Raw genomic sequence first — 16730 nt, 5'->3', positions numbered from 1 at the left:
AAATTCTTGCTAGCTCCTGTATACCCTTTTTTGCAATTAGGACTTATACCATTTCTGTATGAAGATACGCTAAACCATATTTAAGTACAAGACAGAAGAAAGAGAAACGAACCGCAAAGGACACAAAGAAAGAAGTTAAAAGGGTTTGGTGCAGCCTCACAAAGAAATGCTATGACGCATTAAGTACGAAATGTAAGAGCAATTCAGCGAAGATTATTTAGAGCTTTATCTTTTTTTACTCATAATACTCAGAAGGCGAAACAAGAAGGATACATATAAATAAGAAAGCGCACTCCCGAAGTGGGAGAGCGCTTTCTTATTTAACTAATCGAGTTAATGCTTGAGAATTAACCGTTGATAGCAGGAGCAGAAAGAGCAACAGGAGCAGATTCAGCAGATGCCAAATCTAAGGGGAAGTTGTGAGCGTTACGCTCGTGCATTACTTCCATACCCAGGTTAGCGCGGTTGATTACATCAGCCCAAGTTGCAATCACACGACCTTCAGAGTCAATGATTGATTGGTTGAAGTTGAAACCGTTCAAGTTGAACGCCATTGTGCTTACACCCAAGGCGGTGAACCAGATGCCGATTACAGGCCATGCTGCTAAGAAGAAGTGCAGTGAGCGGCTGTTGTTGAAAGAAGCGTATTGGAAGATTAGACGACCGAAGTAGCCGTGAGCTGCAACGATGTTGTAGGTTTCTTCTTCTTGACCGAATTTGTAACCGTAGTTTTGTGATTCAGTCTCAGTTGTTTCACGAACTAGTGAAGAAGTTACTAGTGAACCGTGCATTGCAGAGAATAAGGAACCACCGAATACACCAGCTACACCTAGTTGGTGGAAGGGGTGCATCAAGATGTTATGTTCTGCTTGGAACACGATCATGAAGTTGAATGTTCCTGAGATACCCAAAGGCATACCGTCAGAGAATGAACCTTGTCCGATGGGGTATACCAAGAATACTGCGGTTGCTGCTGCAACAGGTGCAGAATATGCAATAGCAATCCAAGGACGCATACCTAAGCGGTAGGATAGTTCCCATTCACGACCTAAATAGCAGAATACGCCAATCAGGAAGTGGAAAATTACCAATTGGTAAGGACCACCGTTGTACAACCACTCGTCTAAGGATGCTGCTTCCCAAATTGGGTAGAAATGCAAGCCGATAGCGTTGGAGGAAGGTACTACTGCACCAGAGATGATGTTGTTTCCGTAAATCAAGGAACCTGCAACTGGTTCGCGGATACCATCGATGTCTACTGGAGGAGCGGCGATGAAGGCGATTACGAAGCAAGCGGTAGCTGCTAGCAAGGTGGGGATCATGACTACGCCGAACCAGCCGATGTAGATGCGGTTGTTGGTGCTGGTGATCCATTCACAGAATCGATCCCATACGTTAGCGCTTGAGCGCTGTTGTAAGGTTGTTGTCATTGTTTTATAAGTGCGGTTAGTGATTTATGAATCAGGATCGTTTGTCTTTGCCTGTGAATACACTTTACAATGCTTTACAATTTTTCATCAACTATTTCACTTTTGTAAAGCTGATGAGTTCCATCAGCTTTGCTTATTTAAAAGCAAGTTACTAGATATTATGTAGAAATTCTGATTTTATTGCCTATTGATCTGGGAACAATAGCTTTGTAGATTACCGCTATTCCAAAAAAAAATTAACCCTCGGCTTACCACTGGGGGTTTTTTCTGTTTGGCAAAATGGCATATCTATAAATTAGGCCGTTGCTATGGTATTTGAGTAGGATACATTCCATGCGAAAAAGTACTGACTTGCATTACCCCTGGCTAACTACCAGGGGTTTTTATTAGAACTTTTACTGAGATATTGCACCATTCCCAATAACCGTAAGATTGGGAGCTTAGGGATTTCCAGTAAAAAACATCCCATCCCTGCGTTTGGTTAGGGGCGCAAGACCTTGCGCCCCTATAAATATACAAATAATTTTGGATAATTTATTTTTTGGAAGTCTCTTAATATAAGTTGATTCTAGAATTTCGTGCTTTTCTGAATTAATCAGGGATAGCGATTTTTATTTAACTAGGGAAGTGTCAATATAGGCTTATATCGGAGTGAAAAATTAAGTGCAATAAATAACGATGATAGAAGCTAAAAATGTAATTGGTGGAAACCTAGAAGCCTGCTGCACTTCTCCCATGACTGGATTTTACCGCGATGGTTTTTGTCGCACAGGTGGTCAGGATTTCGGATCGCACGTTGTATGCGCCGAAGTGACTGTAGAATTCTTGGAGTTCACCAAATTGCGGGGGAACGACCTAAGCACACCTGTTCCTGATTTTAATTTTCCTGGATTGAAGCCTGGCGATCGCTGGTGTTTGTGTGCTTCTCGCTGGCAAGAAGCTCTCGAAGCAGGTGTTGCTCCACCTGTCGTTCTCTCTGCAACCCATGCTAGAGCTTTGGAAGTGGTTTCTTTAGACGAACTGAGAAAAAATGCCGTAATTTCCTCTTGATCGGTCATTGGCAAAGAGGAGGCAGGAGTTCTTTAATTTTGAATTGATTTCTCTCCCCTTCCCTAGTTCAAAATCAACTTACTGGAACTTGAACAGGTAGTTTTAATACACTGGCAACCATAGCAATCAATTTAGTGGGGTCTATTGGCTTAGATAAATACTGCTGAAACCCTGCTGAAAGCGCTTCTAAACGATCTTCTTCCCGCGTATATGCAGTTAAAGCGATCGCTGGCATACATCCACCTTTTTCTGGTTCTAAAGAGCGCAGTTTCCGAATTAGTGTATAACCATCCTGCTCCGACATACCGATGTCGCTAATCAGGATATCTGCTTTTGCTTGCTCAAGTACTGCTAATGCTTCATCAACTGATGCTACCGCAGTGGCGATCGCTCCATACTCCTCAAACATAAAACTGAGCAAGTTACGGGTATCTGCTTCGTCATCTACAACTAAAACTTTTAATCCAGCAAGCGGTGTCGATGCCACTGAGGAAGAAATTTCTCCTGTGGCTTCTCTATTTCCCCTATTGTCTTGTAGCAGTGGTAGTCTCACTGTAAAGGTTGCTCCCTGTCCACTGCCTGGGCTTTGGGCAAATATTGTACCCTTGTGGAGTTCTACTAGATGACGGACGATCGCTAACCCTAGTCCTAGTCCATTGTGCGATCGCGTTGTGGTGCTGTCTGCTTGCCGGAAACGCTCAAATACTTTCGGTAAGAACTCAGAACTGATGCCTATGCCCGTATCAATAACTTGAATTTGGGCATATTTTTGAGTTATTTGTTGTTCTTCACCACAGACTATTGACAGATTCACTTCTACCCTGCCGCCCTTGGGGGTAAACTTAATGGCATTAGTTAGGAGATTCCATACTATTTGTTGTAACCGCGCTGGATCGCCATAAACTGAACCTACTGAAGTATCTAAGACAGTGTTTAATTGAATCTCTTTTGGCTCTGCTAGGGGACGCACTGCTTCTAAAGCTGCCTCCATGACTGAGATGAGATTCACCGCAGAGACATTTAATCGCAACTGTCCACGGATAATCCGAGATACATCTAAAATATCCTCAATTAGTTGCATCTGAGATATAGCATTGCGTTCAATCGCCTCTAGGGCGCGGGAAGTGGCTTTGTCGTCAAGTTTCTTAGAGCGGAGAATTTTTGACCAACCCAGCATTGAGGTGAGGGGTGTACGAAGTTCATGGGAGAGAACGGCAAGAAACTCATCTTTCATTCGATTTGCTGCTTCTGCTTCTTGCCTTGCGGTCTGTTCTCTAATTACTTGAGCGCGGACTTCTTCTGCTTGCTTGCGTTCAGTAATATCTTCGAGAGTGCCTACATATCCCAGAAGTTCCCCTTGACCAGAAAGCATTGGTGATGAGCGAACCTGAACCCAACGAATGATGCCTTGAGCAGTTTGAAAGCGAAACTCTTCAGAGTAGTCACGACCCTCATAAATATAAGCAGACCAACTAGCAACTGCTCGTTCTCTATCTTCTGGATGAACAGATTCTAGCCAGCTTTTTTCTAAACTCTCTACCGCTTTCAGACCACAAATTATTTGATAGCGAGGATTAGTATATCTACATCCTCCTTCAGTATCAATTTCAAAAATGCCAACGGGTGAACAGGTACTTAGCGATCGCAATCGTTCTTCACTTTGCCTGAGTTCCGCATTCATGGCTACCAGTTGTGCAGCTTGTTGCTTGACAGCTTCTGTTTTCTTAAATAGTTCTACGAATACTGTGACTTTAGAAGTCAAAATATTGGGGTCTAATGGTTTGAGTAAATAATCAACTGCACCCAAGGCATAGCCTTTAAACAGCATTTGGTCGCTGGTGCTAAAGGCAGTAAGAAAGATAATTGGAGTATGACGCGATCGCCCCCGATTGCGAATCAAGGTAGCAGTTTCAAAGCCATCCATCCCTGGCATTTGCACATCTAGCAAAATTACTGCAAAGTCTTGATGTAGCAGACACCTCAAAGCTTCTTCTCCAGAAGTAGCTCTCACCAAATTCTCTCCCAGTTTTTCCAGGATTGCTTCTAGTGCTAGCAAATTTTCTAGTTTGTCATCCACTAGGAGGATGTTTACTTTGGGTTCCATCTGCATGGGTTTATTTCCGTGATGAGTGACAGAGCTTGACCATTTGGGAAGCTATGTTTGAGAGTGTCAAAATCCAGTCTACTGTAACAGCAGAAATTGCTGCTTCTGGCATAATATCGCTCTCAGCTGTAGTAGGTTCCTGTACGATGGTTATTCCTCCCCGCGCTTTTATTTTCTTAAGACCTTGCATACCATCTTGATTTGCTCCTGTCAATATTACACCAATAACTTGCTCAGTGTAGACATCTGCTGCTGACTCAAACAACACATCAATAGATGGTCTGGCATAAGAAACTGGCTCATCAGTCGAAAGAGCAAAGTGACCTGGTTCAACCAGTAAGTGATAATCTGCTGGAGCTAGATAGATATGTCCTGGCAAGATTTCGTCTTTGTCTTCCACTTCTCGAATCGGCAGTGAAGTAGATTCTTGCAATAATTCCTGGAGTGTGGTGTTAGATTCCTTGTGACGGTGTTGCACGATCGCGATCGGCACTATGAAGTCTGCTGGTAACTTCCCTAGAATAATTTTTAATGCTGACAATCCGCCTAAAGAAGTGCCAATCACCACAATTTTAAACGACACTTGTTTCGTCCTCACACTTGTAGAATGCAGGTTTCAATTTTAGTGTGACTTTATGGCTCATAAAATCCTTTCAGCTTTCTCCCGTAACACCACAGATACTAACTTACCTTGATTCGTATTTATACCAACTAATCAAAATTATATATTTTTGTCATCAACATTACAATTAAAGATTTTCTCATTGTGAAATACTTAACAGAAAAATATTAACATCTAGGGTTTTTAAAATATTTATCAATGCCAGAACCGCTACATTATAAAAATACTTTTTTGCTAAACAACGAACTTTTAAAATTTTAATTATTATTGTTTTGACAATTCATAAAAATTTACTTAAGCTAAAGGATAGGTTAAGCAAATCAACAAACAGCAGCAATTTAGTTTAGCTCCATCAAGAGTTGCTGTTGCAGACTATTGGCATGAGGAAATTAATCACAATCAAAATTATTCCCTGTCGGCAAGCTCACTAGATTTAGCTGCAAAAAGCTAAGACATGATTAAGCGTATTGCACCGCGCACATATTGAACATATTCCGGTCAATTATCGATGGATACTTATGGTGATATTAGTAAGTATCTATCAATCATGAAAGTTTGACCACAGTGCGGTAGATATGTCCAGGAGAAGACAATGCTTGAGTATTTTACATCATTGAACGACCACAATTTGCCTTATCCAGATACGATTCATCCCATCGTTGTCCACTTCGTAATTGCGATGGTGTTGTTTTCCTTTTTCTGTGACGTAGTTGGCTATTTTACTGGTAAATCCAGTCTTTTTGAGGTGAGTTGGTGGAACATGTTAGTTGCTACGATCGCCATTTTCGTAGCGATCATTTTTGGTCAGTTTGAAGCGGGTTTAGCACAACCTTATAGCCTAGCTAAATCGGTGCTAAATTTGCATACGCTGATTGGTTGGTCGCTTTCGGGAATCATCACAGCGATTACAGCTTGGCGCTATGTAATTCGTTCCCGCAATCCGCAAAAAATACCAATTTATTATTTGGGAGCCGGACTAGTTTTAACCCTAATAGTTGGCTTGCAAGTATATCTCGGAGATGAACTTGTTTGGGTGTATGGATTGCATACAGTGCCAGTTGTGGAAGCAGTAAAGGATGGTCTGTTGCGATGAACTCAGAATTAATTGATCAATTGAGCGGCTCTTTAGGCGCAAACGGATTACCTTACACAATTCCCATTCATCCCAACTTAGTCCATCTGACAATAGGTTTGTTCATCATTGGAATGACCTTTGATATTGTCGGTGTTCTGTTCCCCTTTGAAAAATGGGTCTTCAAATTTTTAGCAATTACTGTGGAACGTCAGAACTTATTTGATGTTGGCTGGTACAACATGCTAGCTGCCAGCATCATCACATTTTTCACAGTAGCAGCAGGCTTTTATGAAATGCTGTTGGCAACACCACCAGCTGATATGAAAAGTGCCTGGGGATTGCAGGCAATGGAAACTATGCTTTGGCATGGTGTGGGTGGTGTGTTCTTATTAGCACTAATTGTTGTCTTGACCATCTGGAGAGCATGGCAGCGCTTCGTTTGGGCCAAACAAGAATATAAACAGACAGATAGAGAAGTGCAATGGATCTATCTGTTGGCAGGCATAGCAATCATGTTCATTCTGTACGTCCACGGGACACTAGGGGCGCAAATGGCTGCCGAGTTTGGCGTACACAATACAGCAGATAATTTGCTGCGATCGCAGCAAGACCTCAACACAATACTCAAATAGTCATTTGTCAATTGTCCTTTGTCATTTTTTTAAAGTTACTAATGACCAATGATCAATGACCAATGACTAATACTTCGACTTCGCTCAGTACAAGTGACCAATGACCAATGACCAATGACTAATGACCATGAAAATCCAGAAGATTTTAAATATTTTGACGCTGCTTACAGGCGCGATCGCAGTGACTGTTACGAGTCTCTGGATCGGCAAGCAGGCTTACTCCTGGCTTCCCCCTCAAGCGGCAGCCGAATCCCTACTAATTGATGATTTGATTAGCTTCTTAGTAACCCTCGGTTCCTTCATCTTCTTGGGAGTCACAAGTACTTTAATGTATTCTGTGATCTTCCATCGGGCAATCAAAGATGACTTCACCGACGGCCCCCCAATTGAAGGTAATATCACCTTAGAAGTTGTCTGGACAGCAATTCCCATTCTTTTAGTGTTGTGGATTGCAGGTTATAGCTATCAAGTTTACGAACAAATGGGAATTCAAGGCCCATCAGAAATAGTTCACCTGCATAATCCATTGGGAATGGAATCGGCTTATGCAGAACCAAAAGATGCACCAGCTAACGCCTTAGCGGAACCTGTAGAAAAAATCGACGTACTAGCTAAACAGTGGGCGTGGGTTTTTCATTATCCCGAAAGAGATATTACCAGTACCGAATTGCATTTACCTAGCGATCGCCGGATACGTTTAGCGCTGAAATCACAGGATGTTCTCCACGGCTTCTATATACCTGCATTCCGCCTCAAGCAGGATATTATTCCTAACCACGCGATCGACTTTGAATTTACTCCCATCCGTCCCGGCAAATACCGATTGACCGATTCTCAATATAGCGGCACATACTTTGCAACGATGCAAGCGAATGTAGTTGTCGAATCTCCCGAAGATTATCAGCAGTGGCTAGCACAAGCTGCAACCCAAAAGCCATCTGTAGCAACTAATCAAGCAGCTTCTGAGTATGCCCAAACATCTAATCAATCAGTCCAAACTGGTTGGGTTACAGTTCCACCTGCTGCACCTCCTCTAGTCAATTCACCTGGTTGAAAGGAAAGTAACCATGACTAATGTTCCTATTGAAGGTATTCTTCTCCCTGATGAGAAGCATAACCACGAATCTCCAACTAGCTGGAAAGAATACTTCAGCTTTAGTACCGACCACAAGGTAATTGGTATTCAGTATCTCGTTACCTCCTTCTTCTTCTTTCTCGTCGGCGGTATCTTTGCGATGGTGATGCGGGGAGAACTGATGACACCCGAATCAGATTTAGTCGATCGCACCATCTACAACGGTATGTTCACCATGCACGGCACTGTGATGCTGTTTTTGTGGACATTTCCCTCACTCGTTGGTTTTGCCAACTATTTAGTACCCCTGATGATTGGGGCGCGAGATATGGCATTTCCCCGCCTCAACGCCGTCGCCTTTTGGATGGTGCCAGTAGTCGGAATTATCATGATGGCTAGCTTCTTTGTCCCTGGAGGTTCTGCCCAATCCGGTTGGTGGTCTTATCCGCCAGTCAGTCTCCAGAATCCCACAGGTAACTTGATTAATGGTCAAGTTCTCTGGCTCTTAGCGGTGGCAATATCTGGCGTATCCTCAATTATGGGGGCAGTTAACTTTGTCACCACAATCGTGAAGATGCGGGCCCCAGGAATGGGTTTCTTCAAAATGCCCTTGTTTGTCTGGGCAGTATTTAGCGCCCAGATTATCCAACTATTCGGATTACCTGCATTGACAGCTGGTGCAGTGATGCTGCTACTCGACCTCACAGCTGGTACTGCCTTTTTCGACCCCGCTAAGGGTGGAAATCCAGTGATGTTCCAGCATTACTTCTGGTTCTACTCTCACCCCGCCGTTTACGTGATTATTTTGCCCATCTTCGGGATTTTCTCAGAAATCTTCCCAGTTTATTCACGTAAACCCTTATTTGGTTACAAAGTAGTTGCTGTTTCATCAATGCTGATTGCAGTAGTTAGCGGTATCGTTTGGGTACACCACATGTATGTCAGTGGTACACCCGGCTGGATGCGGTTGCTTTTCATGATGACAACAATGTTTGTATCTGTCCCCACAGGAATTAAAGTATTTGCTTGGGTAGCAACTATTTGGGGCGGTAAAATGCGGCTAAATACCGCCATGCTGTTTGCCTTGGGTGCATTAGTCATGTTTGTCTTCGCTGGCATCACAGGCATCATGCTTTCCTCAGTGCCAGTCAATGTCCACGTTAACAATACTTACTTTGTGGTGGGACATTTCCACTATGTCCTCTACGGCACTGTGACAATGGGCTTGTATGCAGCCATCTATCACTGGTTCCCCAAAATGACTGGGCGGATGTACTCCGAAAGCTGGGGTAAAATCCACTTCTGGTTAGCATTCATCGGCACAAACCTCAACTTTTTGCCCATGCACCCATTAGGATTGCAAGGGATGTTACGCCGAGTTGCTTCCTACGCCCCAGAGTATCAATTCTGGAATATCATCGCTAGCTTGGGCGGATTTCTCTTAGGAATGTCCACCTTGCCCTTCATATTCAACATGGTGATTTCTTGGATGCAAGGCGAGAAAGCACCCGCTAATCCTTGGAGAGCAATCGGACTAGAGTGGTTAGTTTCTTCACCCCCCCCAGTAGAAAACTTTGAAGAAATCCCCATCATTATCTCCGAACCCTACGGCTACGGCAAATCAGAACCCTTAACATCCAACCTCCCAGAATAAACACAAACTATCGGGAAGACGCAAAAACTCTCCGCGTCCCTCTGCGCTTCCCTCCGCGTACCTTTGCGTTTCAAACTCCCCCTCAAAAACCAAAATGGACAGTTATATCGATTCCCAAGAATTGCACCACACAGCCGCAGAACATACCCACGACGAAGAAGGCAACAAAATGTTTGGCTTCATCGTCTTCCTCCTCTCAGAAAGCGTCATTTTCTTGAGTTTTTTCGCCGGATATGCCATCTACAAAACAACAACCCCTAACTGGCTACCAGCTGGTGTTTCTGGCTTAGAAGTAAAAGAACCGACAATCAACACAATAATTCTTGTCGCTAGTAGCTTTGTAATTTACTTAGCAGAACGCGCCCTGCAACGCCATGACTTAGTAAAATTTCGCCTGTTTCTCTTGACAACAATGGCGATGGGTACTTACTTTTTGGTTGGGCAAGCGATTGAATGGAACGGCCTCAATTTTGGCTTCACCACAGGGGTATTTGGCGGAACGTTTTACCTGCTAACAGGTTTCCACGGTTTGCACGTTTTCACTGGCATTCTGTTGCAGTCGATTATTTTGGTACGTTCTTTCATCCCTGGCAATTACGACACAGGCCACTTCGGCGTGAATGCGACTTCGTTGTTCTGGCACTTCGTCGATGTTATCTGGATTATTTTGTTTATCCTCATCTACGTTTGGCAGTAAATAAGAATGAGGGAGAAATTTCTCCCTCAACTTGTTTTTCTTTACACTAAATAACTCGTATTTGGCACGATCGCAAAAAAGGCATACTCATACCAAGCAGTCCAAATGAAACTACGAATCCATCGCTGGCGTTTTTCGGGACTCAATTCATATTCAAAGGCCCCACGAGATACATCAATGGAAGATAGGTGAGAGTTACAACCACAGCCGTGTTGATAAGTAAAACCGTATTTAGAAGCAATACTTTGCACCTTCATCTGAATCGCAAACACCTTACCTGCATGGAGTATGGCATCCCAAGCACGTTTGTGTTCGATATCGCGAGGGTCAAATCTTAAGGCGCGTTCTTCAAAAACATGATCGCGGTAAATGGGTGCTAGATGCACATGATAGAAGCTGGCAGGTAGTTCATAACCAAATTCATTGAATAAATCTATCCCAATGCGAGCCACTTTTACTTCATCAGCATAAGCTGCCCCCTTTGACTCCACATCACGGAGAATTTCTGCAAAGTTTGGATAGCTGTCTTTGAGAAAGTCTTGCCCAAAAAACTCTAGGGTTTCCCATGCTAGTTGTGCAAAAAGCTGAGAGAATGAGGGTATCAAGTGAGCTAGTTGGGGGCGATCGCTAAATAAGTCAACGTCACCATGCTGTAATTTATATAGAAACAACTGCGCCATCTCAACATAGCTTTGGGCATGGGGAAGTCCGACACTCGTGTTTCCTCTAGCAATGTCTTGCCATGTAAAAGGTAATTGAGAAACGTGAACCGCATTTTCTCCAGCAATGACTGCAACAGGAGGACATTCGAGAAGCTGCATCGACAATCTCCTTTAAGACTTTAATGTGTAATTTACCTTAAGCGATCGCTAAGTGTATCTTCTGAACACAATTAAAAATGTTTTACAGACTGTCTTTTGACAGAATTGCAACTTTATTCTACAATTTAAAATCAAAACTTTTTATTTCATATAGTAGTTCAAGCAGCTTGGATTTTAAGCACCAGCTATTTTTTTATATAGTTTCTCACCTTTGACTATCTCTTCATAGTGCTGTTCATAAGAGGTGAACCTAATGGATTCTTGTTTTCCTAAACCCAAAATTCCAAAGGTGCAGAGGCTATTATAAAATAGTTGGTGTACCCGCTTTTGAAGTGCCTGATTGAAATAGATCAGGACATTACGACAAAGAATAACATTGAATTCATTAAAAGAACTGTCAGTTGCTAAATTATGCTGGGCAAACACAACATTTTCTCTGAGAGATGAGCGAAAAATAGCATTGTCATAAGCTGCGGTATAATATTCTGAAAACGATTTTTTGCCGCCTGCTTTTAGGTAAAGATGAGTATATTCCTGCATCAGTTTTAGGGAAAAAATACCACTCCTAGCATTTTGTAATACCTTTTCATTAGTATCAGTTGCATATATCCGACAACGGTGATAAAGTCCTTCTTCTTGTAGTAGAATTGCCATTGAGTAGACTTCTTCACCCGTAGAACATCCAGCGTGCCAGATGCGAATAAACGGATAGGTTTGTAAGAAGGGGACAACTTGATTTCTGAAGGTATTATAAAAGCTCGGATCGCGAAACATTGATGTTACATTCACCGTCAGAGCAAGCAAAAATCGTTCTAAATAAGCACGGTTGTGGAGTAAACGCTCTTGCAAAGCAGAAATATTAGCTAACCCCTCCAATTGCATGAAGCTTTGAATGCGGCGCTTGAGTGAGGAAAGAGCATAATCGCGGAAGTCATAGCCGTAATACTGATATACCCCTTCCAAGAGAAGATGTATTTCGATATCCTCCAAGGTAGGTTTGGGCAAAGTCATAGTACGAATTAGCATATATGCTGAACCAGCTATTTAAATATGCTGGTAATACAAAGAGTTAAGGTGCTTGGAGTTAATCAAACAAGTGTTTTCCAAAACGCCTTACGGATCAAAAATTATTCACATTCTAGGCTGCTAGAGTTTTTAGAACTCAAGTGCATCTTACGCCTAAAAGAGCTTACTGGATCTATTAAATTTGATAACGGTGCTAATTATGGGTTTCAGTTTAACTTAATTGCTGTCATTGCTAAAACAGCGATCGCTATTATTGAAATCCCAGCTAGCCATCTAACCTGAGAACGCAGATTTTTAATCTCTTGGCTGAGATTTTCTGCCGGTGGTAAGGGATATGGTTGAAGTTCTGCAACTTCAACAGCTACTTGTTGAGGTATGTTTTGGGTACTTCTAAAAGTTACCTGGGTGTGTAGCCAATTAGTAATCAGTTGCGGACAGTTTTTCTTAAACCAATTGAAAGCCAAAGTTCTAAAAACTGGTTTGGACATTCGGGCAATTAATTTCATTACCCTGTTTAAAGGCTTCATGCGAAGCTTTTGGTTGATCAGATTGACTGAACCAACATCATAGAGACAATCCATAATTAGTTTTACAGTGGCTTCTTCACTGTTAATTAAGTTTTGCAGCAAAAGGAGAACGTCATGCATCCGCTCTGCTTCAATAACCTTTTCTGCCAATGTTTCTGGAGTGTTTACTGAAGGACTTACGGTTGTATTTTGGGCGTTTTGTCTTACTATCGTCATATTGGTAACATAGCAGCCATAATAAAGTCAGTACACCTATCTACCGAGAGAAAGATTTTTTATCTAGAGAGAGAATGTAAAAGCTAAAAGTTGTTTGCGAGATATATCACTACATCGTCTCTGGAAAAAAGCTATTTGTCTAGTTCCTATGAATCTTTTATCGACTTCTTTTTATAACAAACCGCAGAGACACAGAGAACGCAGAGCAGGAGAAGGTAAAAGGGGAGAATCTCAGCCTAAAAATGGAAATATCTATCAAGCTTGCGATGACTTGTCAGATTGCTTCGCTTGATGCTGATTTTTTCGATAAATGACGCTTTCCAGAAGAGTTTATATCAGTAATAAGATAAATTTATTAACTTAGCACTTAATTTTATAATTGAAATTATTTCTCAAAATGACAAATCGGCAAAATTCAAAGCCAAGATGAAAGAATATATTAATAATAGTGTTTAATTAGTAGGATGGTTATTCGATCGTAAAAATTAGCAAGCTTTAGCTTTTTGTGAGAATGGTTTAATTACTCAATATCTAAATAAATAAATATTAATTGGTGAAAGTTTTGTGCTTATTTTAGTCTATTTTTAACAGAATATTATAAATATGAGGAAACCTTATACCCATTAAACATGAACATTTTCTAAATTAAAAGTCGTTTAAAATTACTATAAATTATATCCTTCTACTTCTAGATAGATAATATTTAAATATATATTACCTCGCCAGATAGATAAAAATATGATCTTAATTTATTAAATTAATTCAAGGATATGTTATTTAGCTATTTATAGGAGTTAATTTAATAATGCCAGAAAGTTCTGGATTAGGAGAGCAGGCGCTAAATAAAGCCGCAGAGATAGGCTTGTCTAGCCAATTAGATGAAGCCGAAAACTTAGATGTAAACATTAAAACAGACCCGTTGAAACTCGTTCAGGGACAGGTAGATTCAGTCAGCATTGAAGGCGAAGGTTTAGTAATGCAAAAAGACCTCCGTATGGAGGAATTAAAAATGCAAATGACTGACGTTGCCATCAATCCTCTGAGTGTGGCTTTCGGAAAAATCGAACTTACCCAACCTACTGAAGCTAATGCCCAGGTTGTGTTAACTGAAGCTGATATCAATCGCGCCTTTAACTCAGAATATGTGCGATCGCAGCTGCAAAGTCAAAAAATCCATGTTAACGGGCAATTGACGACTATTGAACCACAAAATGTAGACTTTCGGCTACCTGGTGATGGAAAAATAGCACTAAATGCCAGTATAAAATTAGTAGAGACAGGTGAAAACCACCAAGTTGCTTTTTCTGCGATCCCTCAGATAAGCCCTAATGGGAAAACAGTTTCTCTAGAAAATGTTGAGTATGGGGAAAGTGAAGAAATATCGCCAGATTTGACAAAAGCTTTGATAGATGAAACTAGCGAGATTTTGAATCTGAGTAATTTTGATTTAGAGGGAATGAATCTACAAGTTAGGCAACTAAGAGCAGATGTAGGCAAGCTAACTCTAAAAGCTGAAGCTTATATTGAACAAATTCCTTCTGCTTAAAAACTAATTAATTGAGGATACTAAATAATGGAAAGTACAGAAACAACGCAAACAAGTTCAACACCTTTTCCCAATATTCCACCAGTTATTGAAAGTAATGACAGTGAATATCGGGATACTGGCGTACCTAGCACAGTTGCGATCGCAGGACATCCCCTACATCCCCTGAGTGTGATCTTTCCCATCGCCTTTTTAGCCGCCGCCTTGGGAAGTGACATCGGCTACTGGTTAACTAGTGATTTCTTTTGGGCTAGGGCTTCACTATGGTTAATCGGACTCGGATTAGCTGGAGGTTTACTCGCTGCTGCGATCGGTTTGAGCGACTTTTTGAAAATTGAACGAGTTCGCAAGCGCACCGCCGGTTGGGTGCATTTGATCCTTAACGTTTCTATCCTAGTTTTATCACTCGTCAACTTCCTCCTACGTTGGGGCGACGCTGAATCCCGAATAGTTCCCTGGGGACTGTTAATTTCGCTCGTTGTTGGTACGCTGACCAGCGCTTCCGGCTGGTTCGGTGCCGAACTCTCCTATCGCCACAAAATCGGTGTAGTGGGCGCTGGTAGCAGAAGATATCCCTAACAAGACTTAGGCAAACAATAGTCGAAAAGAAAGATGTTCTTCTTAGGACAATTCATGTAGGCGTAAAGCGGTGAGCCATTCCGGTGTATGGGTTCTCCGGCATAAAGGAAGTAGCGTTAGCGTAGCGGTAGCATACCCTTGTGGGGAAGCAAGCTACGCGCAGCGTCTTGTAAAGAGGTACGAGCGTCACCCGCAGGGTATTTCCCCTACAGCGTGTAGTTTTATGTAAGTACTATTAATAAAATACAAAATTAGGAATTCTTAAGAAAGAGCAGTGTAGAGGCTAAAATTTTCCTTAGTCTTTAGCCTTCATAAAATGCTCGAATCTCGTAAACAAACAATATTTATTATTATTTCTATGCTCATCGTTGTACCGATGGGCCTTTTTTCTAAGTTTTACAGTGGGCCTGGTCATCAGTGGTTTAATGACTACGGAGGAGATATACTTTATGAAATATTTTGGTGTCTATTTGCTTTTTGGTTGTTCAGAAGTCGGGCGGCCATAATCCAAATTCCTATATGGGTTTTTGTCATCACCTGTATACTAGAATTCTTACAACTTTGGCATCCGCCACTATTAAATGAAATTCGTGCCACCTTGATAGGTAAATTATTACTTGGTACTACTTTTGTATGGTGGGATTTTCCTCATTACGCATTGGGTTGTATTGCAGGTTGGTTATGGCTGCGACAATTATATAAAATGGGTTATGCAAAAAAAAGTCAAAGTTAAACCTAATTCAAAACAGCAAAAAATTGAGGAACAACCTGATGGTAGTCTGACTGTATATTTAAAATCGCCTCCAGTTGATGGTAAGGCTAATGAAGAGTTAATTAAACTCCTAGCAAAGAAATTTGATGTAGCCAAATCTGATATCAGAATCAAGTCGGGTTTATCCTCTCGGCAAAAGATGATAGAAATTGATACAGATACTTAGTTGATACTGAGTAATGTCTTCTTGAAAAACTTTACCTCTTTGCCAATATAACCCCTACCAGAGGCAATAAATGAGAGATACAAACTTGTAACATCAACTTTTTATACTTCTGTAATGCTGATATATCTTGGTTGAGCTTTGACTCTTTCTATCCAAGCTTGAATAGCAGAAAATGGTGTTAAATCAAACCCACCTTCGTCAGCTACATGAGTATAAGCAAACAATGCAATATCAGCAATTGTGTAACGCTCTCCCACAAAAAAAGTGTTAGAGGTTAAATGTTTTTCCATCAAGCTAAGTGCTGCATAACCTGGTTCGCGTTTTTCCTTGATAGCTTCACTATATTCTTCAGTTTTACCTAAAATAGAAATCCAAAATCTTGATGTGGCAATAAAAGGTTCATGGCTATACTGTTCAAAAAATAACCATTGCAGCACTTGCGCTCTTAAAAAGCGGTCATAAGGCAAAAATTCTGTCCCTTCACTCAGATATACCAATATGGCATTTGATTCTGCTAAGTATTCCCCTGGCTCAATTTCTAGAATAGGTATCTTTCCGTTAGGATTTTTACTTAAAAATTCTGGTGTTCGAGTCTCACCTTTCAAAATATTAAGCTCTACCCTTTCAAAAGGCATACCTAGTTGTGTGAATAAAAGACGTATCTTATAGCCATTACCGGAAGGTAAAAAATCGTACAAACGCAGTAGTTCCATGCTAAAATACAGTTATCAATATGTT

At 41.3% G+C, this 16730-nt stretch carries 17 protein-coding genes; 10 read left to right on the top strand and 7 right to left on the bottom strand.

Annotated features, from left to right (window positions below; all coding sequences use genetic code 11):
* Positions 1-347 precede the first annotated feature (347 nt).
* Positions 348-1430 (bottom strand): photosystem II q(b) protein, encoded by a 1083-nt coding sequence (gene psbA / locus GJB62_RS23565; protein ID WP_159402515.1) that lies wholly within the window; start codon positions 1428-1430, stop codon positions 348-350.
* A 678-nt stretch (positions 1431-2108) separates the two neighbouring features.
* Between psbA and GJB62_RS23560 the strand changes: the two genes are divergently transcribed.
* Positions 2109-2480, top strand: coding sequence for a DUF2237 domain-containing protein (locus tag GJB62_RS23560; RefSeq protein ID WP_114082202.1), 372 nt, complete (start codon positions 2109-2111; stop codon positions 2478-2480).
* A 73-nt stretch (positions 2481-2553) separates the two neighbouring features.
* Here GJB62_RS23560 and GJB62_RS23555 read toward each other — a convergent pair whose 3' ends face one another.
* Both GJB62_RS23555 and GJB62_RS23550 read right to left on the bottom strand, forming a co-directional pair.
* A complete protein-coding gene (locus tag GJB62_RS23555; RefSeq protein ID WP_114082203.1) occupies positions 2554-4590 on the bottom strand; it encodes a response regulator in 2037 nt (678 codons plus the stop codon).
* A 4-nt stretch (positions 4591-4594) separates the two neighbouring features.
* Positions 4595-5167, bottom strand: coding sequence for a chemotaxis protein CheB (locus tag GJB62_RS23550; protein ID WP_114082204.1), 573 nt, complete (start codon positions 5165-5167; stop codon positions 4595-4597).
* 631 nt (positions 5168-5798) lie between these two features.
* On the opposite strand from GJB62_RS23550, the gene GJB62_RS23545 reads away from it, so the two are divergent.
* From GJB62_RS23545 to GJB62_RS23525, 5 genes are all read left to right on the top strand, one after another.
* The gene (locus GJB62_RS23545) at positions 5799-6299 is read left to right on the top strand and encodes a DUF2231 domain-containing protein (protein WP_114082205.1); all 501 of its coding nucleotides are present in this window, start codon (positions 5799-5801) and stop codon (positions 6297-6299) included.
* Entirely contained in the window at positions 6296-6913 is a 618-nt protein-coding gene (locus tag GJB62_RS23540; RefSeq protein WP_114082206.1) for a DUF2231 domain-containing protein, read from the top strand. The genes GJB62_RS23545 and GJB62_RS23540 overlap by 4 nt, the downstream gene beginning before the upstream one ends.
* Before the next feature lie 127 nt (positions 6914-7040).
* Entirely contained in the window at positions 7041-7967 is a 927-nt protein-coding gene (locus tag GJB62_RS23535; protein ID WP_114082207.1) for a cytochrome c oxidase subunit II, read from the top strand.
* 13 nt (positions 7968-7980) lie between these two features.
* Positions 7981-9642 carry a cytochrome c oxidase subunit I gene (gene ctaD / locus GJB62_RS23530; protein ID WP_114082208.1) on the top strand — a complete coding sequence of 554 codons (1662 nt, stop codon included), beginning with the start codon at positions 7981-7983 and terminating at the stop codon, positions 9640-9642.
* Between the two features lie 94 nt (positions 9643-9736).
* Positions 9737-10339: a heme-copper oxidase subunit III gene (locus GJB62_RS23525; protein WP_114082209.1), complete on the top strand. Its 603-nt coding sequence runs from the start codon at positions 9737-9739 to the stop codon at positions 10337-10339.
* Positions 10340-10380: 41 nt separating this feature from the next.
* Here the strand turns inward: GJB62_RS23525 and GJB62_RS23520 are convergent, their stop codons facing one another.
* The 3 genes from GJB62_RS23520 to GJB62_RS23510 form a co-directional block, all read right to left on the bottom strand.
* A complete protein-coding gene (locus GJB62_RS23520) occupies positions 10381-11160 on the bottom strand; it encodes a hypothetical protein (RefSeq protein WP_114082210.1) in 780 nt (259 codons plus the stop codon).
* A 174-nt stretch (positions 11161-11334) separates the two neighbouring features.
* The gene (locus GJB62_RS23515; RefSeq protein WP_114082211.1) at positions 11335-12171 is read right to left on the bottom strand and encodes a protein-glutamate O-methyltransferase CheR; all 837 of its coding nucleotides are present in this window, start codon (positions 12169-12171) and stop codon (positions 11335-11337) included.
* A 221-nt stretch (positions 12172-12392) separates the two neighbouring features.
* Complete coding sequence (locus tag GJB62_RS23510; RefSeq protein WP_114082212.1) at positions 12393-12929, bottom strand: hypothetical protein; 537 nt, start codon at positions 12927-12929, stop codon at positions 12393-12395.
* An 805-nt stretch (positions 12930-13734) separates the two neighbouring features.
* On the opposite strand from GJB62_RS23510, the gene GJB62_RS23505 reads away from it, so the two are divergent.
* The 4 genes from GJB62_RS23505 to GJB62_RS23490 all read left to right on the top strand — a co-directional run bounded on the left by GJB62_RS23505 (position 13735) and on the right by GJB62_RS23490 (position 15992).
* Positions 13735-14475 carry a DUF2993 domain-containing protein gene (locus GJB62_RS23505; protein WP_114082213.1) on the top strand — a complete coding sequence of 247 codons (741 nt, stop codon included), beginning with the start codon at positions 13735-13737 and terminating at the stop codon, positions 14473-14475.
* A 27-nt stretch (positions 14476-14502) separates the two neighbouring features.
* Positions 14503-15054: a DUF2231 domain-containing protein gene (locus GJB62_RS23500; RefSeq protein WP_114082214.1), complete on the top strand. Its 552-nt coding sequence runs from the start codon at positions 14503-14505 to the stop codon at positions 15052-15054.
* 316 nt (positions 15055-15370) lie between these two features.
* Positions 15371-15787 (top strand): DUF2809 domain-containing protein, encoded by a 417-nt coding sequence (locus tag GJB62_RS23495; protein ID WP_114082215.1) that lies wholly within the window; start codon positions 15371-15373, stop codon positions 15785-15787.
* Positions 15765-15992, top strand: a complete 228-nt coding sequence (locus tag GJB62_RS23490; protein WP_114082216.1) for a DUF167 domain-containing protein — start codon at positions 15765-15767, stop codon at positions 15990-15992. Before GJB62_RS23495 ends, GJB62_RS23490 begins: the two co-directional genes overlap by 23 nt.
* Before the next feature lie 101 nt (positions 15993-16093).
* Here the strand turns inward: GJB62_RS23490 and GJB62_RS23485 are convergent, their stop codons facing one another.
* Positions 16094-16705, bottom strand: coding sequence for a glutathione S-transferase family protein (locus GJB62_RS23485; protein ID WP_114082217.1), 612 nt, complete (start codon positions 16703-16705; stop codon positions 16094-16096).
* Positions 16706-16730 lie beyond the last annotated feature (25 nt).

This window comes from Nostoc sp. ATCC 53789 (genome assembly GCF_009873495.1).
In the GTDB taxonomy this organism is placed as follows: Bacteria; Cyanobacteriota; Cyanobacteriia; order Cyanobacteriales; family Nostocaceae; genus Nostoc; species Nostoc muscorum_A.
This window is presented reverse-complemented; position numbering and strand designations above follow the sequence as displayed.